19 protein-coding genes are annotated in these 24,806 nt (G+C 36.1%); 13 read left to right on the top strand and 6 right to left on the bottom strand.

The annotated features are described in order from the left end of the window. The first annotated feature begins 19 nt into the window (after window positions 1–19). Window positions 20–976, top strand: a complete 957-nt coding sequence (locus J2786_RS09610) for an acetyl-CoA carboxylase carboxyltransferase subunit alpha (protein WP_047435651.1) — start codon at window positions 20–22, stop codon at window positions 974–976. Window positions 977–1,036: 60 nt separating this feature from the next. Here J2786_RS09610 and J2786_RS09605 read toward each other — a convergent pair whose 3' ends face one another. After that, window positions 1,037–1,810 carry a DUF6759 domain-containing protein gene (locus J2786_RS09605; RefSeq protein ID WP_047435653.1) on the bottom strand — a complete coding sequence of 258 codons (774 nt, stop codon included), beginning with the start codon at window positions 1,808–1,810 and terminating at the stop codon, window positions 1,037–1,039. 143 nt (window positions 1,811–1,953) lie between these two features. Between J2786_RS09605 and tsf the strand changes: the two genes are divergently transcribed. From tsf to J2786_RS09580, 5 genes are all read left to right on the top strand, one after another. Next, complete coding sequence (gene tsf, locus J2786_RS09600; protein WP_034692936.1) at window positions 1,954–2,778, top strand: translation elongation factor Ts; 825 nt, start codon at window positions 1,954–1,956, stop codon at window positions 2,776–2,778. A gap of 300 nt (window positions 2,779–3,078) precedes the next feature. Further along, window positions 3,079–5,904: a T9SS C-terminal target domain-containing protein gene (locus tag J2786_RS09595; protein ID WP_047435656.1), complete on the top strand. Its 2,826-nt coding sequence runs from the start codon at window positions 3,079–3,081 to the stop codon at window positions 5,902–5,904. A gap of 583 nt (window positions 5,905–6,487) precedes the next feature. Then, on the top strand, window positions 6,488–9,382 hold the full coding sequence (locus J2786_RS09590) for a T9SS type B sorting domain-containing protein (protein WP_310024947.1): 2,895 nt from the start codon (window positions 6,488–6,490) through the stop codon (window positions 9,380–9,382). 248 nt (window positions 9,383–9,630) lie between these two features. Beyond that, the gene (locus tag J2786_RS09585) at window positions 9,631–13,002 is read left to right on the top strand and encodes an FIDD domain-containing protein (protein WP_310024945.1); all 3,372 of its coding nucleotides are present in this window, start codon (window positions 9,631–9,633) and stop codon (window positions 13,000–13,002) included. Between the two features lie 202 nt (window positions 13,003–13,204). After that, window positions 13,205–13,999 (top strand): hypothetical protein, encoded by a 795-nt coding sequence (locus J2786_RS09580; protein WP_047435661.1) that lies wholly within the window; start codon window positions 13,205–13,207, stop codon window positions 13,997–13,999. Window positions 14,000–14,126: 127 nt separating this feature from the next. Here J2786_RS09580 and J2786_RS09575 read toward each other — a convergent pair whose 3' ends face one another. After that, window positions 14,127–15,665 carry a GEVED domain-containing protein gene (locus tag J2786_RS09575; protein WP_047435664.1) on the bottom strand — a complete coding sequence of 513 codons (1,539 nt, stop codon included), beginning with the start codon at window positions 15,663–15,665 and terminating at the stop codon, window positions 14,127–14,129. A 453-nt stretch (window positions 15,666–16,118) separates the two neighbouring features. Between J2786_RS09575 and J2786_RS09570 the strand changes: the two genes are divergently transcribed. The 4 genes from J2786_RS09570 to J2786_RS09555 all read left to right on the top strand — a co-directional run bounded on the left by J2786_RS09570 (window position 16,119) and on the right by J2786_RS09555 (window position 18,811). After that, window positions 16,119–16,883 carry a DUF6759 domain-containing protein gene (locus tag J2786_RS09570; protein WP_047435667.1) on the top strand — a complete coding sequence of 255 codons (765 nt, stop codon included), beginning with the start codon at window positions 16,119–16,121 and terminating at the stop codon, window positions 16,881–16,883. A 96-nt stretch (window positions 16,884–16,979) separates the two neighbouring features. Beyond that, complete coding sequence (gene trmB / locus J2786_RS09565) at window positions 16,980–17,657, top strand: tRNA (guanosine(46)-N7)-methyltransferase TrmB (protein ID WP_047435670.1); 678 nt, start codon at window positions 16,980–16,982, stop codon at window positions 17,655–17,657. A gap of 15 nt (window positions 17,658–17,672) precedes the next feature. Beyond that, complete coding sequence (locus J2786_RS09560; protein ID WP_047435673.1) at window positions 17,673–18,374, top strand: DUF6759 domain-containing protein; 702 nt, start codon at window positions 17,673–17,675, stop codon at window positions 18,372–18,374. Then, window positions 18,371–18,811 (top strand): DUF6759 domain-containing protein, encoded by a 441-nt coding sequence (locus J2786_RS09555; RefSeq protein ID WP_047435674.1) that lies wholly within the window; start codon window positions 18,371–18,373, stop codon window positions 18,809–18,811. The genes J2786_RS09560 and J2786_RS09555 overlap by 4 nt, the downstream gene beginning before the upstream one ends. Before the next feature lie 289 nt (window positions 18,812–19,100). On the opposite strand, the gene rpsB is transcribed toward J2786_RS09555, so the two are convergent. The 3 genes from rpsB to rplM all read right to left on the bottom strand — a co-directional run bounded on the left by rpsB (window position 19,101) and on the right by rplM (window position 20,919). Continuing rightward, window positions 19,101–19,862, bottom strand: coding sequence for a 30S ribosomal protein S2 (gene rpsB, locus J2786_RS09550; protein ID WP_034692922.1), 762 nt, complete (start codon window positions 19,860–19,862; stop codon window positions 19,101–19,103). A gap of 208 nt (window positions 19,863–20,070) precedes the next feature. After that, on the bottom strand, window positions 20,071–20,457 hold the full coding sequence (rpsI, locus tag J2786_RS09545; RefSeq protein ID WP_002976218.1) for a 30S ribosomal protein S9: 387 nt from the start codon (window positions 20,455–20,457) through the stop codon (window positions 20,071–20,073). A gap of 6 nt (window positions 20,458–20,463) precedes the next feature. Further along, entirely contained in the window at window positions 20,464–20,919 is a 456-nt protein-coding gene (gene rplM, locus J2786_RS09540; protein ID WP_002976217.1) for a 50S ribosomal protein L13, read from the bottom strand. A 349-nt stretch (window positions 20,920–21,268) separates the two neighbouring features. Here rplM and J2786_RS09535 point away from each other — a divergent pair, with 349 nt between their 5' ends. Then, window positions 21,269–22,366 (top strand): DUF3667 domain-containing protein, encoded by a 1,098-nt coding sequence (locus tag J2786_RS09535; RefSeq protein ID WP_047435677.1) that lies wholly within the window; start codon window positions 21,269–21,271, stop codon window positions 22,364–22,366. A gap of 38 nt (window positions 22,367–22,404) precedes the next feature. Here the strand turns inward: J2786_RS09535 and J2786_RS09530 are convergent, their stop codons facing one another. After that, the gene (locus J2786_RS09530) at window positions 22,405–22,758 is read right to left on the bottom strand and encodes a hypothetical protein (protein WP_310022440.1); all 354 of its coding nucleotides are present in this window, start codon (window positions 22,756–22,758) and stop codon (window positions 22,405–22,407) included. Window positions 22,759–22,963: 205 nt separating this feature from the next. On the opposite strand from J2786_RS09530, the gene J2786_RS09525 reads away from it, so the two are divergent. Both J2786_RS09525 and J2786_RS09520 read left to right on the top strand, forming a co-directional pair. Beyond that, a complete protein-coding gene (locus J2786_RS09525; protein ID WP_047435683.1) occupies window positions 22,964–23,362 on the top strand; it encodes a hypothetical protein in 399 nt (132 codons plus the stop codon). Further along, window positions 23,359–24,609, top strand: coding sequence for a hypothetical protein (locus tag J2786_RS09520; protein WP_047435686.1), 1,251 nt, complete (start codon window positions 23,359–23,361; stop codon window positions 24,607–24,609). Before J2786_RS09525 ends, J2786_RS09520 begins: the two co-directional genes overlap by 4 nt. Window positions 24,610–24,806: the final 197 nt, after the last annotated feature.

Here is a 24,806-nt window from a genome sequence, read left to right as displayed (position 1 = left end):
ATTTAATTTACTTCAAGAAATGGAATATTTAAGTTTCGAACTTCCTATCAAAGAATTGATGGATCAATACCAGACGTGTTCTTTAGTAGGAGAAGAAAGTGGTGTTGATGTAAAATTAGCATGCAGCCAGATTGAGGATAAGATTTTAGAAAAGAAAAAAGAAATCTATTCAAATCTTACGCCTTGGCAAAGAGTACAACTGTCCCGTCACCCGGATCGTCCTTATACATTGGATTATATCAACGGAATGGCAGACAAAGGCAGTTTCTTAGAACTTCATGGAGACAGAAATTTCGCTGATGATCCGGCAATGATTGGAGGATTGATTACCCTTGATGGTCAGAAAGTGATGATCATAGGGACTCAAAAAGGAAGAACAACTAAAGAAAGACAGCACAGAAGATTTGGGATGCCCAATCCGGAAGGATACAGAAAAGCTTTAAGATTAATGAAGCTGGCTGAAAAATTTAATATCCCTGTGGTAACTTTAGTAGATACACCGGGAGCTTATCCGGGACTGGAAGCTGAAGAAAGAGGACAAGGAGAAGCTATTGCAAGAAATATTTTTGAAATGGTACAGCTGAAAACTCCAATCTTCACATACATCATCGGAGAAGGTGCCAGCGGTGGAGCATTGGGAATAGGTGTAGGAAATAAAGTATACATGCTGGAAAACACATGGTATACAGTAATTGCACCGGAAAGCTGTTCTTCTATCTTATGGAGAAACTGGGATCATAAAGAAGATGCAGCCAATGCATTAAATCTTACTCCGGCAGATGCTTTAAGAGAAAAGTTCATTGACGGAATCATTGAGGAACCACTTGGAGGTGCTCATTATGATCAGGAGACCACTTATTTGAACTTGAAAAATTCAATTTTACAAAATATCAAAGCTTTCTCCAAATTTACAGGACAGGAGCTTGAAACCCAAAGACAGGACAAATTCATTGCAATGGGTCAGTTTAAAGGATAAAAAATAAAAAGGTTAAGAATTTCTTCTTAACCTTTTTTCTTTAGTTTTCTTCTCTTTTATCTATTCTGCAACGTTCAGTGCAATTTCAATATCCTGAGTAATTTTCTTCACAGAAGAATATTTTGCATCACAGACTGATGTGGTCATTACGTATTCCCCTTTATCAACCAGGATAAAATTCTCCCCTCTTGCAGGAACAGTCAGATTATAATATTTTTTTCCACTTATTTTTACAATAAGATTACAAGCCGATCTGTTTTTGATATTCACATACGCTTCATTCTTATTCAAATCATTATTAAAAAGATGGGTAAGCATCGCTGCTGTCCTTTTATTTTCCTCACTTGGTCCAGACTTAGAACTTCCGGCACTTTTTGCTGAGCCTGCAGAACCTGTTGAAGCAAAAGAGGTACTTCTTCTTTCTTCTTTTAAAGCTTCAATAGCAGCGGCTGTATTATTAGAAACAGGTTTGCCGTTAACAGTATTAGTTTTATTAACAGCTACTGTTTTACCGCTATTCAGCTCATTATTTTTAACGATATTTTCTATTTTCTCCTTACTAATTGGTTTAATGGTAGGTTTTGCTTCAGGTGAATTATCTGCCATAATAATATCAATCAGCCTTCTTTTAAAATAGTCTGTTTTGGCGTGTCCGGGGTTCTGTTTTAAAAAACCGGCAATTACTCTTGCCTCTTTTGAGATCTCAGCTTCCTGTTCGGTATAGATGATTACAGTTTCTTTTTCAACAACAGCTTTAGATTTTGTTTTTTTCTTTTTTTGAGAAAAACCTAGAGCGAAAATGCATATAAATAGAAGGAAGAAGATTTTTTTCATTAATCAAACCTTTAAAATAGTATTAAATATATTAATAACGTGAAAAGTCATTTTTTAGTTTATCATTAAAATCATTATCTTTGCACTGCTCTAAAATTAAGCTAAAAATTAATACTAATCTTAAATAAAAAATAATAGATATTATGTCTTATACACCAGTTGCTGCAGACGTAGCTAAATTAAGAAACCAAACAGGTGCAGGTATGATGGACTGCAAGAAAGCTCTAGTTGAAGCTGAAGGAGACTTCGAAAAAGCGGTAGATATCCTTAGAAAAAAAGGACAAAAAGTTGCTGCTAACAGAGCAGACAGAGAGTCTACTGAAGGCGCAGTAATCGCAAGAGTAAACGAAGACAACACTTTAGGTGCTGTAATTTCTTTAAATTGTGAAACTGACTTCGTTGCTAAAAACGAAGCATTCGTTGAGCTAGCTTACGAATTAGCTGAAATGGCTATTTTCGCTGCTACTAAAGAAGAGCTTTTAGCTACAGATTTCCACGGAATCACTGTTGCTGAGAAATTAGTTGAGCAAACAGGAGTTATCGGTGAGAAAATCGAAATCGGATCTTTCGAAAGAATCCAGGGAGATTTCTTAGGAGCTTACATCCACGCTGGAAACAAAATTGCTGCTATCACTTCTCTTTCTGCAAAAGTAGATGGAGCTGAAGAAGCTGCTAAAGCTGTTTCTATGCAGGTTGCTGCAATGAACCCAATTGCTCTTGACGAAACTGCAGTTTCTCAGGAAACTATCGACAGAGAGTTGGAAATCGAAAGACACAAACTTACTGAAGAAGGTAAGCCTGCAAACATTATCGACAACATCCTGAAAGGTAAAATGCAGAGATTCTACAAAGACAACACTTTGGTACACCAGGATTTCATTAAAGACGGTAGTATCTCAGTTGCTGATTACGTAAAATCTGTAAACGCAGACTTAAAAGTAACAGGATTTGTAAGAGTAAGCCTATAAGCAGACTGTTTCAAAAGAATATAGAGTCCCGGTGAAAATTTCACCGGGATTTTTTATTATCATTATTTTCACTCAACAATGTGGTCATATATCTGAAAAAATTAACACACTAAAAAATTCACTCAAAAAAGAATTATTAGCAGATAATCACCATGGTTACGCTCAAGAGTTAATTACCAGTTTCATACCTAACAGGGTTTTTGATTAAAAATCGAAGGCTTATATTTAACATTTATTTAAATTTTATTAAAAGTATTTCATTTTTTATTTTATTTTTGTAGAAATCCTAATTCCATACTCATGAAAAGATTTCTACTCAGTTTGGTATTAATTTTTTTAACAATTAATACACTCTTTGCACAAAGGGATACCGAGCATTGGATTGCTCCTTATTATGACAGTGTTGGAGGGTATACCAATATGATATACCTTTCTACTGATTCCCCCACCCCTTTTGATGTAACTATTTACAACAACAATATTCCGCTTACCACTGTTACCATCAGTAAAGGTAACCCACAAACTTATAAGGTTACCAATAGCCTTATTTCCACAGGAACATCTACCGAAGCATTCATTGTGGGTAATAAAGGGCTTTATTTAAAAGCGATCAAACCTTTTTACTGCAGTTTAAGACTAGCTCAGAGTGTTCACGGGGAGGTAATTACCAGTAAAGGAAAGGCTGGAATTGGAAAAACATTTTTCGTTGCCGCTGCACCTAATACCAATACCAGTAGTATTCAGAATTTTACAGCAGGTGTTCTTGCTACGGAAGACAATACGAATGTAACAGTATCATGGAACCCAACTGCCGGAGTAGTTTTTATTAACGGTAGCCCAACTGGAAATACTCAGACTTTTACTTTACAAAAAGGACAATCTTTCATTCTTGCAGGATCCGGCTCTCAGTCCGGAAACAAAACAGGTTTTATTGGTGCCAAAATAGTTGCAACCAAACCAGTAACATTGACCAATGGAAGCTGTAATGCCAACTTCTCTGCTTCAACAACAGGAAGTGATCCGGTTCTCGATCAATCGGTTCCGGTTGACAGACTTGGAAATACTTTTGCCATAGTAAAAACAAGATCTACAGCTCCTACCTTAAATATGGAGGGTGGTCTTATTGTTGCCACTGAAGATAATACCGAAGTATATTTAAATGGCGGAGGTACTGCTGTTGCTACACTTGCTGCCGGAGAATGGTACAGAATTAATGAAACCAGCTATGTTGCTCAGGGGACATCAGGACATTCAAACATGTTCATTTCCACAACCAAAAATGTATATTTATATCAATTTATTGGAGTATTATTAAGTGATGCCACCAATGGATTCAACTATATTCCGCCATTAAACTGTTTCCTTCCAAGAAAAATTGATGAAATCGGAAAGATCAATGAAATGCCTCTTGGAGTAGGAGGAGCCAGCATGACAACAAGTGATCTTGTAGTAAAATTAAACATCCTAACAGAAGCTGGTGCTACTGTCATGGTAAATGATGCTCCTCTTTTGCCTGAAGCCGGACCTTATCCATTGGCAGGAAATGCTAACTGGGTTACCTATGGAATCAACAGTGTATCTGGAAATATTAAGATTACCTCTACAAAAGCTGTAACAGCAGGTATCAACGGAGGATATAGTTCTGCAGGGTACGGAGGGTACTTTGCCGGATTCTCATCAATCCCTCTAATTGCGAAAAAGACAGGTGAATGTGTTCCGGGAATCGTTCTTGAGGTAGACGATGGATATGAAACCTACCAATGGTTCCGTGACGGAGTTGCTATTCCAGGTGCTACAAGTTATACATATACTCCTACACAATCAGGAAATTATACCGTAAAGGTAACAATGGGAACATGTCCTCCTGTGACAACTCCTATCTATAAAGTACAAAACTGTTTAAAAGAAACTACACAGGCTCTTAATGCTTGTTCTACTAAAATTATTACCCCGGCGTTTACTTCTTCCACACAGACTGTGGTTCCAAGTACAGTGGTAATTTTAACACCGCCTACCAAAGGAACAGCTGTAGTTAATCCAAACGGAACGATTACTTATACACCTAATCCGGGATATTTAGGACCAGATAAAATCGTTTATAAATTCTGTGGAAACTCTGTTGAGTTTACAGATTGTGAACAGGTAACACTCAACCTTACTGTAGTACCATTCATCGTAACTGATACTTCTATTAAGGCTTGCTGGTATGATGTAGCACCTTACGCTTATTTTGACCTTACCAAAGCAAAGGTTACAGATTATAATGCTGTTACAAAAAAATACTACCGTACCCTGAATGACCTTACTGCAGGGATCAATGAAATTACAACACCAGAAAACTTCCCTTCAACAGGAGGATTTGTATATGTGAAAGTAACAACTGCTGAGGGATGTACGGCCAATGCAAAAATTGAATTAATTGTACTTCCAATTAAAAAGTCTCCAATCCTTGTAGATCAGTATATCTGTATGGATGCGAAAACTAACCTGGACGCTGGTCCCGGATATGATTCATACCAGTGGAGCACAGGAGCTACCTCGTCAGGCATCAGAGATGTTGGTGTTGGTGAATACACCGTAATTCTTGGTAAGAACGGATGTTTCCTTACACAAACTGTAAAAGTTAAAAAAGTGGAGGATCCCGTAATTCAAACCATTGAGATCAACAATAATACAGCAACTGTAATTGTAAGCGGTGGTAAAGCTCCTTACCAATATGCAGTTGATGGAACTGCAAACTGGCAGGATTCAAGTACCTTTACAGGTTTAACAAGAGGACAGCACACTTTCTATGTTAAAGATTTTTATAACTGTACTCCTATTGCTGTAGAAGTAACCATTCCTAATCTGTTAAATGCGATTACACCTAACGGAGATAATGTAAATGATTATATAGATTACAGTGAGCTTGCTTACAAAGAAAATCTTAGCTTTGTTGTGTATGACAGATATGGAAATATGGTGTTTACCGGAAACAGATTCAACAACTACAGATGGGATGGAAAACACTTTGATAAAAAACTGGGAACAGGAACATACTGGTACCATATCAGCTGGAATGAATCCAACAAAGAAAAGACTCCAATAAAATATACAGGTTGGATTCTTGTTAAAAACAGAGAGTAATAATTAGTTTAAAACTATATTTCATAGGCCGCGATTTTATAATCGTGGCCTATTTTATTACGCAACTCTCCCATCTAAGTAAAGTATAAATATGAGTGCTGAGTCATATAAAGCCTATATCATCACAAAATCATTTATTCCACATTAATGTGAAGAAGAAAAACAATAAAAATTTTACAATAAAAAAAGTAATTATTAATTATTTTTTCAACAAAACAAAACAATAACATAATATTAAATACAAAAACAACTAATTAATTACAATAATCACAAAAAACTTGTTTATTATAGTATATTTGCAACGAATAACCCAAACTGATAAAAAAATGATTACAATATTACTTTTAGGATTGCCGCTCTACTTATTAACCTGACAAAGCTTCCAACATTACTCTGATTGAGCCGGAACATTGTTTTAAGTTTTATAAGAACCTTTTTTTCAAAAAACTGATATTAACATTTTATCACAATAATCTGTTTTTTAAAAGCAGCATTTCAAAATGTTACTATCCTAAATTCCTTTCCCTTATTGCAGTTATTATCTGCATACACATGAAAATTAATTATAAAAAACACAAAAGATATGATGAAAAAATTATTCTCGAGGAAAGAGCGTATTACCAATATGTTCCTTCAAAAGGCATGTATTTTTCTACTGACTTTATTCACCATGAATATGTCATTTGCACAAAGAGATACAGATCATTGGTTTGCCCCAATGATGAAAAGAAATACAAACGATGCTGAGCAGCAAGGGTTATACTTTTCTACAGATTCTGTAACTCCTTTTCCCATAGAAATCTACAACAATAATATTCTGATTGGTACCGTTACGGTCAGTAAGGGAAATCCACAAGTCTTCGATGTACCTTTTCAAAATATGATAACCACATCCGTGGCAGATTTATTCAAACCTGTCAAAATGGGATTGCATACAACAGGCACCAAACCCTATTTTGTAACTTTCAGATTTTCATCGCTTAATCATGCAGAAATATTAACGTCTAAAGGGAAAGCAGGAATTGGTAAACTTTTCTATGTAGCAGCAGCTCCCATAACAGAACCCAACTATACTGGTCTAAATTTTACTACGGGGATACTAGCTACAGAAGACAATACGAAGATTACAATCTCCGGATATTCTCCTAATGTAGTATTCTCCAATAATATGACAGGCACCACAAATCCTACAATAAACTTTACCCTCAATAAGGGACAATCATACATCATTGAAGGTGACGGAGATGAAATTGGAAACCGCAAAGGTTTTATCGGTGCAAAAATTACTGCCGACAAACCTATTTCAGTGACCAATGGTAATTTCAACGGGCAATTTTCTCTGAATACCAGTTCTACTACAAGTTTCGGAACGGATATTATGATGGACCAGTCAGTTCCGGTGGACAGATTGGGTAATGAGTTTGTGCTGGTAAAAGGAAATGCTAATATCAGTGAACGGATTGAAGATGCATTAATTATTGCAACAGAAGACAATACTCAGGTATTCATCAACAATTCAGCTACACCCGCAGCCACGCTTAGTGAAGGACAAAGTTACAGGGTTAATGAAGCATCAAATACAAATTACATCAATCAGGGTAATAATCATTACAACATGTACATCAGAACGACTAAAAATGTTTATGTATATCAACTGCTGGGAGGTGTTGCCAATGATTCATGGGCTGCAACAGGTGGATTCAATTATATTCCTCCTCTTAATTGCTTTTTACCCAGAAAAATTGACGAAATTGGAATGATTAACATCCTTCCCCCTACGGTCAATACTGTAAAATTAAACATACTAACAGAAACCGGAGCAACCATTATGGTTAATGGAAGTACTCCTCCTGCTACTCAGGGACCTTACCCAGTGAGCGGAACCGGCAATTGGGTTTCTTACTCAGTTCCAAACATTACGGGAAATATAACAGTAACTTCCACTAAGGCTGTCACTGCAGGAATTGCAGGAGGAAGTGGAGCTGTAGGATATGGTGGCTATTTTGCCGGATTTTCTTCTATTCCGGTTATTGCAAAAACTACTGGAGAGTGTATTCCGGGAATTATGCTGCAAGTTGATGACAGTTTTGACAGCTACCAATGGTATAATGGAAACAATCCGATTCCGGGTGCAACAAGTTATTCCTATACTCCAACACAATCAGGAAATTACACCGTAAAAATTACAGTTGGCTCATGTCCGCCAGTCGTTACACCTATGTATAAAGTTTATACCTGCCTTAAGGAGACAACTATCAATGAAACTATATGTGACGGAGTAAAAGAGATTGTACCCACATTCTCAGCCTCTACCCAGACGGTAGTACCAGGAACTGTAACAATCATTACTCCTCCTGCTCATGGAAATGCTGTTATTGATCCAGCTACAGGAGTAATCAGCTATGCTCCTTCTTACGGCTATATTGGTGCGGACAAGATCATTTATAAATTCTGTGGAAACAATCCTGATTTTACAGACTGTGAAGAAGTTACTTTAAACCTGACTGTATCTGAAAGTCCGATAGTAAATGATTCCTTAGTAAGAACCTGCTTCCTGGAAGCCAATCCAGCCACAGGATTATTTGATCTCACCCATGTGAATGTAACCTTAGCTACCGGAATTACCAGGAAATACTATCCTTCTCTGGCTGATGCCCATGCAGGAACGAATGAAATTTTAACTCCTGCCAATTACATCGCACCTAATGGAGTTGTTTACATAAAAGTAATCAACGGGAGTGGCTGTTATAGAGTAGCCATGGTGACTCTTGTTGTTTTACCTCCTGCAAAATCTGACGTACTGACAGATAAAATCATATGTATGGAAGGAAAAACAACACTTGATGCCGGACCGGGATTCTCCAATTATGAATGGAGTACCGGAGCAACTACTCAAACAATTGAGAACGTAGGCGTTGGAGTTTACTGGGTAAAAATAAAAACCGGAGAATGCACTACCCTGCAGACGGTAAAGGTATATGCGTCGGAACAACCCGTAATTTCAAATATCGATATCTCAAACAAAACAATAACAGTGAATGTTATAGGAGGTACCTCACCATACAGATACTCCATGGATAATATCAACTGGCAGGATTCAAATGTATTCACCAATATCAATAGAGGAAACGCCAGCATCTATGTAAAAGACCGTTATAATTGTGACCCGATAAAAGTGGATATCACAATCCCGAACCTGATCAATGTAATTACACCCAATGACGACGGAGTAAACGATGTTGTAGATTATTCTTCATTAGCTGTTAAGAATAACCTGGTCTTTAGTATTTTTGACCGATATGGAAGTAAAATTTTTCAGGCTGATAAATCCAACGGTTACAAATGGAATGGAACCGCCGACGGCAGCAGAAGAGTTACTACAGGCACCTATTGGTATGAGTTAGGCTGGAACGAGCCTGATGCCAAGCAGACCTCAATAAAGTATTCAGGCTGGATTCTTGTTAAGAACAGAGAGTAATACTTAATTTAAAACTATATTGAATGAGCCACAAGTATCTTCTCGTGGCTCATTTTTGTTAACGGCTTGATTAAGTTCGCCTAGTGATCATATAAAAAACAAAAAAAATAATAAAAATTTAAACTCTTCTTAACCACAATTTCAAAATCATATTTTTTTTGTTCTATTTTCAATAATTTAATACTTTTTATCACTAAATTTGTGGTAAAGACCACCGCTGAATGAAAAAAATTTTATGTTTTTTGTTTATGTTTTGCATATTCACCTCTGCTCTTGCCCAGTTGGACCGGGAGCATTGGTTTGCTCCAATGATAGACAGAACAACCGCTCCCAATCCTTATCAGAAACTTTATTTATCCACTAACAGAACAACTCCTTTTCCTGTAAGCATTTACAGTAATAATGTTCTGATCGGGACTGTAAATATCAGTAAAAATAATCCGCAGAAATTTGATGTATTAAGGGATTATATTATTACCAAACTGCAGGGAGATTTGTTTACCCCAACCACTAAGGGATTATATCTTAAGGCTGAATTTCCTTTTTATGCTAATTTAAGGTTCTCAGTATTCAACCATGCAGAAATTATTACTTCCAAAGGAATTTCTTCTACAGGACTGAAGTTTTACGCTGCAGCCGCTCCTATTACTGTGAGCAATTCCATTCTGAATTTCATGACCAGCGTACTGGCAACTGAAGACAACACAACTGTTACCGTTTCCGGCTATAGTCCTACCGTACAATTTTCAAACGGAATGACAGGAGCTGCAAACCCGTCTATAACATTTACCTTAAATAAAGGCCAATCTTATATTATTGACGGAATCGGCAATATAGCAGGAAACTTTAACGGCTTCATAGGCTCAAAAATCATTTCAAACAGACCCATTAATGTCACCAATGGGAATTTTAACGGCCAATATGCAGGAAATTATCCAGCCAGCTCAGATATTTTAATGGATCAGGCAGTACCTGTCAACAGACTTGGGAATGAATTTGCCATTGTAAAAGGTAGCGGACCGATTGGTACCCGTACAGAAGGAGCCATTGTAATTGCTACTGAAGACAATACTCAGATCTTTGTCAATAATGAAATACCGCCGATAGCAACCCTTAATGCAGGGAAATACTTTATTGTTCCCGACTCCAAATATATACTTCAGGGAAACGGTCATTATAATTTATATCTAAAAACCTCTAAAAATGCTTATGTCTACCAGATTTTAGCGGGAGATTCAAATGCAGGAAGTGAAGTATTTACAGGCGGATTCAATTTTATTCCAGCATTAAACTGTTATCTTCCCAAGCAGATTAATGAACTGGGACTTATTAATGAAAATTTTGTTCATTCCAACGGTCATCCCGGAGGTATTCTGAATATCACCACCAAGCTGAATATTATTACAGAAAGAGGAGCTAACATAACAGTGAACGGAGCTAATCCTCCTGCAATAACCGGCCCTTACAATATGACAGGCACAACGAATTGGGTTACCTATGGTATTCCCAATGTAACGGGTACGATTACTGTAGTTTCAGATAAAGCGATTATGGCTGGTATTACCGCCGGAAGTGATGCTGTAGGATATGGAGGCTTTTTTGCCGGCTTTCCTACGCAACCCGTTATTTTACAGTCCGGAGGCGGCTGTATTCCAGGAATGGTTCTTACCGTAGATCCTTTAATCTATGATACCTATCAATGGTATAGAAACGGGGTTATTGTTCAGGGAGCTACCACTTCATCAATCACTCCTACATTACCAGGATATTATACGTGCTCTGTAACAATGGGAAGTTGCGCTCCTTTGGTTACTGAGCAATTTAAAGTTCTGAACTGTACAAAACTTACCAATACATCATATAACGTTTGTAATGCTAAAACCATAGTTCCTGCATTCAGTACTTCATCACAGACTCCTAATCCAAGTACTGTAGCTGTTACGACAGCACCTTCATTGGGCACAGCGGTTGTAAACCCTGCTACCGGTATTATTACTTATACTGTAAACACCATGGGTACAACAGGAACAGATACATTCACTTATACATTCTGCGGAGACGATCCTGACTTCCCGGATTGTGAAACAGTAACCGTTACCCTGAATGTTCAGGCTCTAACGGTAACGAATGCAACATTATTTGCCTGTGACGTTAACGGGCAGGGAACTTTTAACCTGACAACAGCAAATGTTACCAGCAATTCCCCTGTTACCATTACTTATTACCCTACCCTTCTGGATGCTCAGAACGAAAATGCTTCAGCATTGATAACTAACACAACCGCCTATACCGCAACTAACGGAACAATTGTATACGCAGTTGTTAATGATCATATTGGCTGTAAAAATATTGCACAGATAACACTATCTCTTTTTAATAAAGCAATTGTACTGGATAACTACAATGGTGTTTTCTGTGATGATAATCTGGATGGAACAGTTACAGTTATACTTTCCAATATAACCCCAATTGTACTTAATAATCCGAATTACTTTACCAGTGTAAGATACTATGGCAATCTTGCAGATGCCAATGCAGGAAACAACAATACCCTTCCTAACAACTGGAGCTATACAGCCACCACAACCATTTACATCAGAGTAGATTCTCCTGACGGATGTGCTTCTGTGATCAAACCTTTACAATTCAGTATTGGAGCCAAAATAACATTGATTACCAAAACCGTTACAGAAAGTACCTGTGATGATGATCTGGATGGAATAAAAAGTGTAAACTTAACCCAGTTTATCCCTCAGTTTACATTAGATCCGAATGTAACCTACACTTTTCATTCAACTTTAGCAGATGCACAGAATAATGTGAATGCAGTTTCATCCCCTGTAAATATTACAACTTCACAAACCTATTATATCCGTTTCGAAAAAAATGGAGTCTGCCCTGAAGTAGGTACTCTGAAAATCAACATTAAAGTACCTAAGAAATCAGATATTTTAAAAGACAAGGCAATTTGCCCGAAAACCACCACCACACTTAATGCAGGGCCTGGGTTTGAAAAATACTTATGGAGCACCGGTGCAACCACTCCTTCCATTACAAACGTTGCCCCAGGAAATTATTGGGTAGAACTTACCTTCAACGGCTGTGTTTACAAGCAATATGTAAATGTTACTGAATGGCCGCTTCCTATAATAACCTCTATTGAAATTGATGGAACAACGGTAAAAGTTGGGGCAAGCGGTGGTACACCTCCTTATGAATATTCTTTAGATAGTGTGGTATGGCAGAGTTCCAATGTTTTCTACAATGTACCCAGAGGAGCACACAATGTATTTGTAAGAGATTCTAAAATGTGTGCGGACGTTAAAAAACCATTTGCCATTATTAATCTGATCAATACTATTACTCCGAATGGTGATGGTTATAATGAAGTAATAGATTATTCTGCTTTAATGAAGAATGACAATCTTGTCTTCCGGATCTTTGACAGGTATGGTGCAGAGGTCTTCAGAGGTACTCCTGAAAACAGATACACCTGGGATGGAAGAATTGGCGGCAGGTATGTTCCTACAGCAAATTACTGGTACTTTATCACCTGGACGGAATATGGCTCAAACCTTACGGTAAAATACACAAGCTGGCTGCTTGTAAAACATAGATAAAAACAGAAATCCGGAAGAAAGAACAGTTGAACATTCAGCACTTCTTTCTTCCGGATTTTTTATAAATGTTTTGTTTTTTAAATGAATGACAAGTTTCTAACACTCCTTAACAATTAAATCCCAAAGTTTAATATAACTTTAACCACTATTCTTCATCTAACTACACAGAATTGCTTTATTTCTATGTAATTTTGCGCATTATATGAAGAAACTGTTTACTCTACTGCTATTGGTTTTTCTGGCAAAAATTAATGCACAAATATATTCCGGGGAGGTATTTCTGAGAGACAACTCTATTTTATATCTCAATCAGGTGTATGTCACCAACTTGAATACACAAAAAACCGTTCTTACGGACTACAATGGTAATTTTAATATTCCGGCCAACACCGGGGATGTCATTCGGTTTACCTCTATCGTTACCGAAAGAAAAGATATCAAACTGACCCCTCAAGCCATGGAACAAAAAAATCTGGTTGAGCTTAAAATCGCCTATTATGAAATTCAGGAAATTGTTCTCAGCAGGTTCAAACCTACTGGAAACCTTAGGTATGATGTAAACTCTTTAAGAAAAGAAGATAAAGCTTATGCGCTTAAAAAAGTAATTGGTCTTCCAGAGCCCAAAGGAGATGGAACACCTCCTGAACTTCCTGTTGCCGGACTTCGGGATGGAGGACTTACTTTCAGCCTTGAAAGCATCTATGATATTCTTTCAGGAGAAAGAAAGAAAAAGCAGCGTTATCAGGCCTACGAGAGGATGAACAGTTCTGTAGCACAAATCAAAAATTATCTGGGTAAAGATTATTTTGTCAAATTTAAAATACCGGAAAACTTAATTGACAACTTCCTTCAGTTTGTTTATTCTTCAGAAAATATCCAGGCTTACGTGTTGGCAGGCAACTTTGAAGCAGTGAAAATTCCTATTGAAAAATATCTTCCTATATATCAAAAAAGGCTTAGAAGTTCGCACCTTCAGGACGTTGTAGGCGGTAACTAGAAAATCATGAAGTAAGCAAGAACGCGCTCCATCAGTATTTTAGAAGACAAGAATATAACTACAAAAGGCTGAATATTTATTGCTTCGCATAATAAACTATTCAGCCTTTTTTTTATCAAGTAATACTTTATTTTTTGATCACTTTTATAGATTGGGTTATATCTTCCATTTCAATATTTACGAAATAGATTCCCGGAACCAATCCTGACAAATTAATTTGAGATTTGGCAGTATTGAGCTTATAACTAGAGACAAATTTACCAGATGCATCTACTACAGAAACCGATTTCACTTTTGAGGGTGATTCAATATGTAAAATATCAGTTACCGGATTTGGGAATGCCTTAATTGAAACTTTACTTGATTCTTTGACAGACAGCACATTACCAATATTTAAGGTATAATCTTCAACCTGACCAAAAGCTGCGTTCCCACAAGGAGTTTGATTAGAATAATTATTTGGATCGTTTAGATTCGCATTGTTTAATCTTACTCTCATACGAACTGTTCCTAATGTAGCAGTAGGTGGTATTGCAATCTGCCCAACCAAAGGAGTGTGGTTGTTACCAACAGTTTCTAAAACCTTCTCTCCTACATCGTCAAAATCAAAATCATTATTAAAGTCTATCCAAACTAAAACCTGATCCCAAATTCCTTGATTTAGACTTAGTGCCGAAAAATCATAAGTCTGACCTAATACAACGTTTCCAATTATGGATGTATAATCTTCGTAACCTATTACATAGTCGTTTGATGAATTGTTATTGATATCAGCAAATGTAACATTGTTTATTCTCGCAAAAACAGGATGGTTAGTACCTGCGTTACAAAAATCAGTTGGAGGGGTTGTAAATGAATAGACAGGGCATCCGGTCGCACTACCCGCTGTATTTTTGGGTACAGCTTTCCAATAATAAGTTGTAGATGGCATCAGACCTGAAACCTCATAACTTGTACCGGTTATAACATTGGAAATAAGTGTGCCTGGATTTGAGTTTTGATCCATATATATATCATATGAATCAACGATACTCCCTGTAGAAGGACTATTCCATGTTAATTTTGCTGAGGGAGTATAATGCACACCTGTTGCCATATTTGCAGGAGATATCAATGCAGAACAATTAGGTGCTGTAGCAGGAACAGCAGTCACGCTCACATCATCCAGGAACATTAAAAAATTAGAATTATTATGTCTAAAAGCAATATAAACCTGCTGTCCCGCATATGCGGATAGATCAATGGTTTTAAGATAATATTTCTTAATGGGTCCGTTACTATTTACAGTTTCAGTTAATAAAGGTCCATTTGCTAAAAATGCGGCTACACTGTTTGTTGTTGCAGCATAAACAGAATAGGTTTCAGTTGTATTTTGTAATACCTTCACCTTATACTTAAGTTGTGCAGAGGACGCCGTAGACAGATTAATTACCGGTGAAACAATATAATTATCCGGATGGGAGTTAATTCCTACAGATACAAGCGCAGGATTTGTGTTATAGCTTTGCTGAATATCATTAAAGTCATACCAATTTTTCCCGTCGCCATCCTGATCATAGACAGTCCAGTCTGTAATATCTAAATCATCAAAATTATCAGAAAAATAAGTTTGTGCATATCCAAACGATGCTAATAAAAGCGAAAAAGTAAGTAATAATTTTTTCATACAAGTCAGTATTTAGTTTTTTCAAAAAGGCAACAAGAAGTCTATCCTGTTCATTAACCTTCTATTGATAAACCAAATCTAAATATATTTAGCCGTGCATTTTCCATAATTTAGATAAGTATATTAAATGATGTATGCTTTATGCGGGCTTGACGTATATATGATGTAGGCAATATAGAAATGTAAAAATGATTTTAGTCCATCTGTGTTCCTTTTCAAAATTTCTTTTCCTTAGATAGAATAAAACCAACTTACCATTTACCACAGTACCTACACTATGAATTATTCAAATTTTACAATATATTACTCTTCAATTTTCAAAAATATGTGTAATTTTATCTCACAAACAAGTGTTTAAAATAAAAACACTGGTATTTCGTTATTCAAATAAAACTACGACCGCTGAAAACAAATTAAAAGAGAAGCACCAAATTTTTAATTTAATATTAATTAATGAAAAAAGTACTTTTACTTCTTTGTTGTATGTTTTTCGTTGCTATGTCTTCTCAAAAAAAAGGGAAAGACTACAGTAATATTTTGAAAAGTAAGAATATCTACGAGATCAATGCCTTTTTGAGAGATGCCCACCCTGATGATCCCCGAAGATCCGTTCTGAAACCCAGGGTCATGGAAATGATGAAAGAGTATATCAAAAATGCTCATCCAGCTGATCAAAAAGTAAAAGATATGCAGGAAATGCTTGCGATGCTGAGAAGAAGACCTTCTACCAAAATTACTTTTGATGAAATGAATGCGATCATCAAACAAAAGCAGATTGCAAAATATAAGGCCGAGCTGGCTGCCAAACAATCTACCACAGTGTATACACCGAGTACCGCTCAAAATACATATGTTGTCAATACCACTGCCAATACTGCAATTCCTAATGCGGAAGCAGAAGAATTCAATATGCTGATGGCTGTTTCTCCTGTAGAACATAAAAACAGGACTGTAAAAATCTTAAATTCCTTATTTGATAATGATCCTAATGCTAAAGAATGCATTGTTTTGATTCAAAATAAATCAGACTGTAATATCATTGTAAGAATAGAAGGCGTAGGAACTACCAAATACAGACTGGCAGTTCCTGCTCAGGGTGAAGGATCCATTGTTATAGAAAAAGGACAGTATCTATTTACCAGTCTGGTTTGCGGGGCTCAATATGCTTCACAAAAAACGATCGAAAGACCCATTATGGTGGCTTTGGGACGTCAATAATACAAACTAAAAGCATATGATCTCTATGTCTTTTACTACCAAAAGACATAGAGACTCCATAAATTTTCACTATTTTTGCACTCATTTTATAACTCAATGGGCAAGAATAAATTAGCAAGATTTGCAGAAAACAAAATATTACCGAATGTAATCCAGCCAACAAGAGAAGATGCTTTAAATGGCTTTGATCTAAAAGGAAAATGGAGAGATAATTTCTTTAAAAATGACAATCCGGTTGTACTGGAATTAGGTTGTGGAAAAGGAGAATATTCGGTAGGACTCGCAAAAACATTTCCTGAAAAAAACTTTATCGGAGTAGATATTAAAGGTGCAAGATTTTGGTTCGGAGCGAAGGAAGCTGTAGAAAACAACATGAATAATGTAGCGTTTTTGAGAACTCAGATCGAACTTGTTGATTATTTCTTTGCAGAAAATGAGGTAGACGAAATTTGGATTACGTTCCCGGATCCACAGATTAAATACAAAAGAACAAAACACAGATTAACACATCCGGATTTTTTAAACCGATATAAAAAGTTTCTGAAACCAGGAGGAATCATTCACCTGAAAACCGATTCAGAATTCCTGCATGGGTATACGCTTGGATATTTACAGGGTGCAGGTTACGAGATCATCTCTGCCCACCATGATATCTATGGCGCCCCGGAATATGACCCTAATACAGAGCATCTGAGAGATATCAAAACGTATTATGAAGAGCTGTTCTCAGCAAAAGGAAAAACCATTACTTATATCAAATTCCGGATAAGCTGATGAAATAAAAACCTGATGAAAAAAAATTTTCTAACAATTTTATTCCTCACATTTCTTATCCCGGGCTTTATACAGGCTCAGAAAAGCAGTAAAGATATTTTAAGAAGCACAAACATTAAAGAAATTGAAGAATACCTGAAGAACGCACACCCTGATGACCCTAAAAGGACGGTGCTGAAACCCAAGCTTATTGCTTTAAAAAACTCGGAATGGACAAAGGGAGCCCGTACCGCCAAACCTATGGAAGCAAGGCCAGTAATTGCCGATATTCCGAAGAGTGCGATGAGGAATCCTAATTCTGACGATGCGGAAGAGTTTAAAAAGCTTATCGCTGAAACCTCTGCCGAACATAAGGAAAAAACAGTGAAGCTTCTGAACGCTATGTTTAATGAGGATATCAGCCGCAATGAAGCGATTCTCTTATTCAAAAATAATTCTGACTGCAATATTGTATTACGGATAGAAGGAAAAGAATTTTATAATCTGGCTGTTCCTGCCCATGCAGAAAACTTCATTGTGCTCAAAAAAGATTCATATACATTAAGCAGCAATACTTGTGATCTGAAATATTCATCCCGGAAAGACATTAAAAAAAGTATATTTGTAACAGTAGACAACCCGAAACCCTCCAACGTTGAACTGAAATCTACTATTCAAAAGGAGCCGATAACGGAACAATCACAGAAAAAACAAAAGTCAAAAAATAAAATAGGATGAAAAAACTATTAGTTCTCACCGGAATTTCGCTGATTCTTGCCAGCTGTAATGTGAATTACGGAGGCTATCCGGGAAGGACATCCTACCCTTATCCTGCTAATAATTCGGGGAACAGAGCCAATACAGAAAGAGAATATAATGATCTTATAAAAACTTATAAGCCGGAAACAGCCGACGTCCTTAATGATCTCCTCAACAGTGATGATCCTAAAAATCCCAGGACTTCTATTTCTGTAGAAAATAAGTCTCCCTGTAATATGGTGCTTACGGTAAGCGGAGGTAATTTTTTTAAGAAAATTCCCATTGGCGCAGGGAAAATAGGATATACTATGGTTCCGAAAAATCAAAATTACAGATTATCGGGTATGCTTTGTAACTCGGTCTACCAGTCTACAAAGTTTGTCACAACCTCTTATTCTATAAAACTTTCAAACTAATATATAACCTGCAGGGTCCTGCAGGTTCTTATTTTTAATGAATATCTCTATTGTAATGGCTGATGGCTGTAGCATTGTTTTTAAGCTTTCAGAATAACTCCAGTAGACCAAGGTATAAAATTATTTTTCACTGTTTAAAAGCTCTTAATTAGCGCTCTCCCGAAACCAATATATTCAGGCAAAGAAGATATAATCAAAAATAGTATCCTTAGAAATAATTTCTGATATAAACAATAAAAAACGCTGGATCGAAATCCAGCGTTTTTCCTATATTAAAGAAAATCTTTAATTATTCTGCATCGAAATCAGCATCTGTATCAGCAGATACTTTTTCTCCTTCTTCTTTAGATTTTTCTTTATCAGCTTTTCTTTGAGACTGACCTTCTTTGATAGATTCAGAAACTACGCTAAGGATCATATCAATAGACTTAGAAGCATCATCGTTTCCTGGGATAACGAAGTCAACTTTTCTAGGGTCAGAGTTTGTATCAACGATACCGAAAACTGGAATACCTAGTTTCTTAGCTTCAGTTACCGCAATGTGTTCTCTTAAGATATCAACTACAAATACAGCAGATGGAAGTCTCACCATGTCAGCGATAGAACCTAAGTTCTTCTCAAGGTTAGCTCTTTGTCTGTCAACTTGTAATCTTTCTTTTTTAGATAAAGTTTCGAACGTACCGTCTTTTTTCATTTTGTCGATAGAGTTCATCTTCTTTACAGCCTTTCTGATAGTAACGAAGTTCGTTAACATACCACCTGGCCATCTTTCTGTAATATAAGGCATATTAAGTTCAGAAGCGTGTTTTGCAACAACTTCTTTCGCTTGCTTTTTAGTAGCTACGAAAAGAACTTTTTTACCTGCAGAAGTTAATTTTTCTAAAGCGCTGCACGCTTCATCCAATTTAACTGCTGTTTTATGTAAGTCTACAATGTGAATACCGTTTTTCTCCATAAAAATGTATGGAGCCATATTTGGATTCCACTTTCTAGTCATGTGACCGAAGTGTACGCCAGCCTCTAAAAGGTCTTTTACATTTGCTTTTGCCATGTTTTCTGTTTTTGTTAGTTTACTTTCCGTCTTTTAAACAATCAACAACTTCTTTAGATGGGAGAAGCGTTTGGATGCTAAACGTAACGGGCAATTGGCGGTCTGCTTTTTTGCTTTTGGCAATGGGCTTTTCGCCGAGATTAAGTTTAAAAAAAATTTAATACATTCCTGTAGACAGTAGCCATAAGCCATCTGCCAACGAGAAATCTTAACGTTTTGAGAATTGGAATCTCTTTCTTGCTTTTTTCTGACCTGGCTTCTTTCTTTCCACCATTCTTGCGTCTCTTGTAAGTAAACCAGCTGGCTTCAATGCTAATCTGAACTCAGCGTTGATTTCGCATAAAGCTCTAGAAATACCTAATCTGATAGCCTCTGCTTGACCTGTATTTCCACCACCGAATACGTTTACGGTAACGTCATACTGACCAACAGTCTCAGAAAGGATAAACGGTTGGTTTAATTTGTAAACCATCACGTCTGTAGAGAAATATTCTTTAGCATCTTTACCGTTTACTGTAATAACACCAGAACCTGGTTTTACATAAACTCTCGCTACAGAAGTTTTTCTTCTTCCGATTTTGTGAACTATAGACATAATTAATTATTTAAATTCGTTAACATTAATTGTTTTTGGCTGTTGAGCTTCATGTTTGTGCTCAGTTCCTTCATATAAGTAAAGGTTCTTAAGGATAGCAGCTCCTAATCTGTTTTTAGGTAACATACCTTTTACAGATTTCTCTAATACCTTTAAAGAATCTTTCTTTTGAAGTTCAGCCGCAGTCATAGACTTCTGTCCACCAGGATATCCTGTATGCCAGATATAAGTCTTATCAGCCCACTTGTTTCCGGAAAGTGTAATTTTCCCAGCATTCAAAACGATTACGTTATCACCACAATCTACGTGAGGTGTGTAATTCGTTTTGTGCTTACCTCTCAAAATCTTTGCAACCGTAGAAGCTAATCTACCTAACGGCTGTCCTTCAGCGTCTACCACAACCCATTCTTTATTAGCAGTAGCTTTGTTCGCTGAAACAGTTTTGTAACTTAATGTATTCACACGTTTTAGTTAAAGATTAAACATAATTTACCCCTAAAAGGGTGTGCAAAGGTACAAATTATTTTCGTAACCAAAAAACATATTTCATTTAATCTATATAATCTTCGTGCTACACCCCGCTATCAATAGATTTTAACACTATTTATACTTTTGGCACAGATCTTGCGAACTGATGAGCCGATGAAAAAAACACTTCGAAGATTCTAAAAACACCAATGAAACAGCAAAGAGTTTATTCCCTCAACTCTTTCTTTTATTAAATTTACTTTAAAGATTTCCGTAAAATACCTGGATATAACTATAATTTCATTGAAATAATTATATTTGCGTTAATCATATTCCATAATTCATGAGCCACGGAAAACTAAGAGAAGACAAAACCTGCCTGAACTGCGGGCATCAGGTTGAAGAAAGGTTCTGCCCTCACTGCGGACAGGAAAATACTGAAAGACGACAGCCCTTTTATTTTCTTTTTACCCATTTCGTTGAAGATTTTACGCACTATGACGGTCAGTTCTGGGGGACCGTAAAAAATTTGTTATTTAAACCCGGCAGACTAACGAACACTTATCTTGAAGGGAAAAGACAAAAATTCGTGCCTCCTGTGAAGCTTTATATTTTTGTCAGTTTTATTACATTTTTTGTTTTTGCCCTGTTTCCTATGGTTGATATAGGTTCTGCGAAAGAGGGAAATATTGCAGAAAAAAGTAAGACCAGCCTTTTAAAAGTCATGAAACCTGTCGAAAAACAAAAGCTGATAGACAGTATACAAGCCAAAAAACACCTTACTGAAAAAGACTCTCTTGCCATTGAAGGAATAAAAGCAGTTCCTGACTCTTCTGAAATAGAAGACATCATTGACATGGACAAAAAAATAGATCCGGACGTTAGCTTTGGAGAATATAAAACCAGGAAGGCTTATGATTCTGCTAAAGCCAAAAACCCATCATCTCTCGGTTTTATTGAAGCTCCCATTGTTCACAAATTCTTTGAACTAAAAGAAAAGGGTGTAAAGAAAAAGGAGATTATTGCCGGGATGATAGAAAAGTCTTTCCATAATCTTCCCAAAGCACTTTTTATTTACCTTCCTCTTTTCGCGTTCTTTTTGTGGATCTTCCACAGTAAGAAAAAATGGTGGTACTTTGATCACGGAATTTTCACTCTGCATTACTTCTCATTTTTATTGCTTACCATTTTATTCATATTCCTACTTTTCAAATTGACAGGCCTCACAGATTTCTGGCCGCTGAATACTATTTTATATTTAATAATATCCTTCCTGCTATTATATACTATGGCCTATTTCTTTATTGCTCACAGGCGGGTTTATCGTGCCCATGGCTTGGTAAGCATTATTGTCGGAATGATACTATTCACTATTAATTTTATGGCATTCATGTTTTTACTTCTAGGGCTTGCCTTAATAAGTTTCATGATGATTCATTAATAAAAAAGAGGCTGTCACATTGAAAAGCCTCTTTTTATTTATTTTCTTAATGATTTAGTTGCCCTAAAACTTGCTATTACATAATAGGCGACAAACACCATGGAAAACTTCAGAATGGATGGAATAGCAAGTTCAAGTTTAAAAATTAAAGTACCTGCCACAACCAGAATAGCCATCACTACGAAAGATAGTCCCAGTTTTTTAGCTAACGTAAAATTCGGAGTATCCAGATAATAAGCAATGCCCCAGGCTGCACCAAAAGCAATAGCATAATAGAACTCTAAACCAATATTCTCTGAACTTAAAAAGAAATAATTAATCAGGAAGCTTACTACAGTTCCCAATGTGAAATATATCAACGCTTTTTGCATGTCTGTAAAAATATGCTGCAAAAATAAAGAATTTAATTGTGGTGCAGAATCTTTGGAACTAATTAATTATTGAACCACATGCTGCTATTGTACATCAGGATAATTTGACAGTATCATTAAAAACAATACAATATCACCCAAAAAGGTAATTGCATACAAATATCACAAATTATACATTTGAAATAGAATTAATAGCTGAAATTCACAAACCCAAAAGTCAATAGACATGAAAAAAATCCCTCAAAAAACAGTAAAAATCACACACTTTAAAGAAAATAATGTTGAAGTGAATGTAATTATCAGTGCCAATACACAATTTGGCGACCCGCATTTTATCATTAATGGAAAGAGAATAGATGATAACAATTTAAATGACGATAAATTTTCTTTTACTATTCCAAAAGCAGATTTAGCATCAGACCATTTACTTTTCGCGACTTCTTTCAATATTAATATGCAGGTGAACCATCTGCAGATATTGATCAATACGTGCAGGATAAAGTTTGAATTCCCTCAGATTCCTTCCAGGAATTTTCATTTCAATCCTTTTGAAGGTAAAACAACTGATGATTTATCCGGTAAGTTTATCTATGGTGTTTATAAATACATAAAAGTTGAGCTATGAAAAAGATCTTAATAGTAGCAGCACTGATATCCAATATGACATTATTGTTTGCTCAAAGTAAAGAAATCAGTGCAGAGTTAAACAAACTGGAACTTTCCAATGCTCCCAGTGTAATGCTTCTCGGTTTGGCAAGTTCAGATTTGGAAACCCCCAAATCAAAAAAAGCTTTCATGACCAGTATTGTCAATTCATTCAGCGAAAATGACGGTCTTCCCAATGCCTATGCTGTAGAACTCACCCCTACCCATTTATTTCCTCTGACGGAAATGGATGCTTTAAAGTATGCCGGCATTAAAAGCATTAAAAAACCAGATAATAGTTATGAGTATAAAAACAACATTTTCAGTGAAGCAAAAAACGTTTCTGTCTCATTTGCCTTTCTGAGAAATTATAAAATTGAAGATCTTGACACGGAAAACCCTTCGGTATCTTTTTCTTTAAGAACCACCGTATTTAAAATAAGGAATAAAAAAAACATAGAGGCTATTACGAAGTCAAACGCCAATATATCAAAACAATTAACTGATATTCAAAAAGAGTTTGAAAGATCACAGGAGTATAATGATATAGAAACATCCAATGCCAGCCCAGATGAAAAAAATGAGAGGAGAGCAAGGGCATTAGAAAAATTTGTCACCGATTATTACAAAACGGAAACTGAAAACTATAAGAAATACCTTGATGAAAAACCTGCTTTTCAATTAGATGTTGCTTCTGCCTACAGTACTTTCTTTTTAGATAATCAGTTCAAGAATAATCAGTTTGGAAAATTGGGATTCTGGATGACCATGAGTTCCGGGATCAATCTGGAAAGAACAAAAACTCCGAAGAAAAAAGAAGATGAAAACAATGAAAAATCAAAAGTAATCATCAAAGAAGCTTCCACCACAGACGCATCAAAAATTGAGAAAAGATTGAATTTCTACGCTGTTGCAAGATACATGCAGGATAAAACAGTTTATGATGTTGCCAATGGATTCAGCAGAACTGATAATTATGATTTTGGTGGCAAAATAGAACTCGTGTACAACAGATTCTCTATTGGCTATGAATTCATTTACAGAAGCAGCGATCTGGATAACACCTACCGTTCCAACGGAATCATCAACTATAAAGTATCTGACAGTGTGTATATCAATGCTGCTTTCGGAAAAAATTATGGTGACAAGAATAATCTTATTACATTTTTAGGATTAAACTGGGGACTGGACAGCAAAAGAAAAACTCTTTTCTCAGAAAAAAAGTAATACAGATAGTTTCCCCTGAAATAAAAAACAAACTACAAGGCAATACAATAGAAAAATGTCAGCGGAACTTTATCTGCTGACATTTATATTTTTACAGAAAAGTGTAATAATCTGTAAAATACAGACCTTACCTCTAACAAAGTCTTTCGGAGCAAAAAAATAATTATCACAAATTACTGAAAATCACAACATTAATA

The organism is Chryseobacterium vietnamense, from assembly GCF_031454475.1.
Classification (GTDB): domain Bacteria; phylum Bacteroidota; class Bacteroidia; order Flavobacteriales; family Weeksellaceae; genus Chryseobacterium; species Chryseobacterium vietnamense.
The sequence above is the reverse complement of the archived record's forward strand: the minus strand, read 5'-3'. Positions and strand labels throughout refer to the sequence as shown.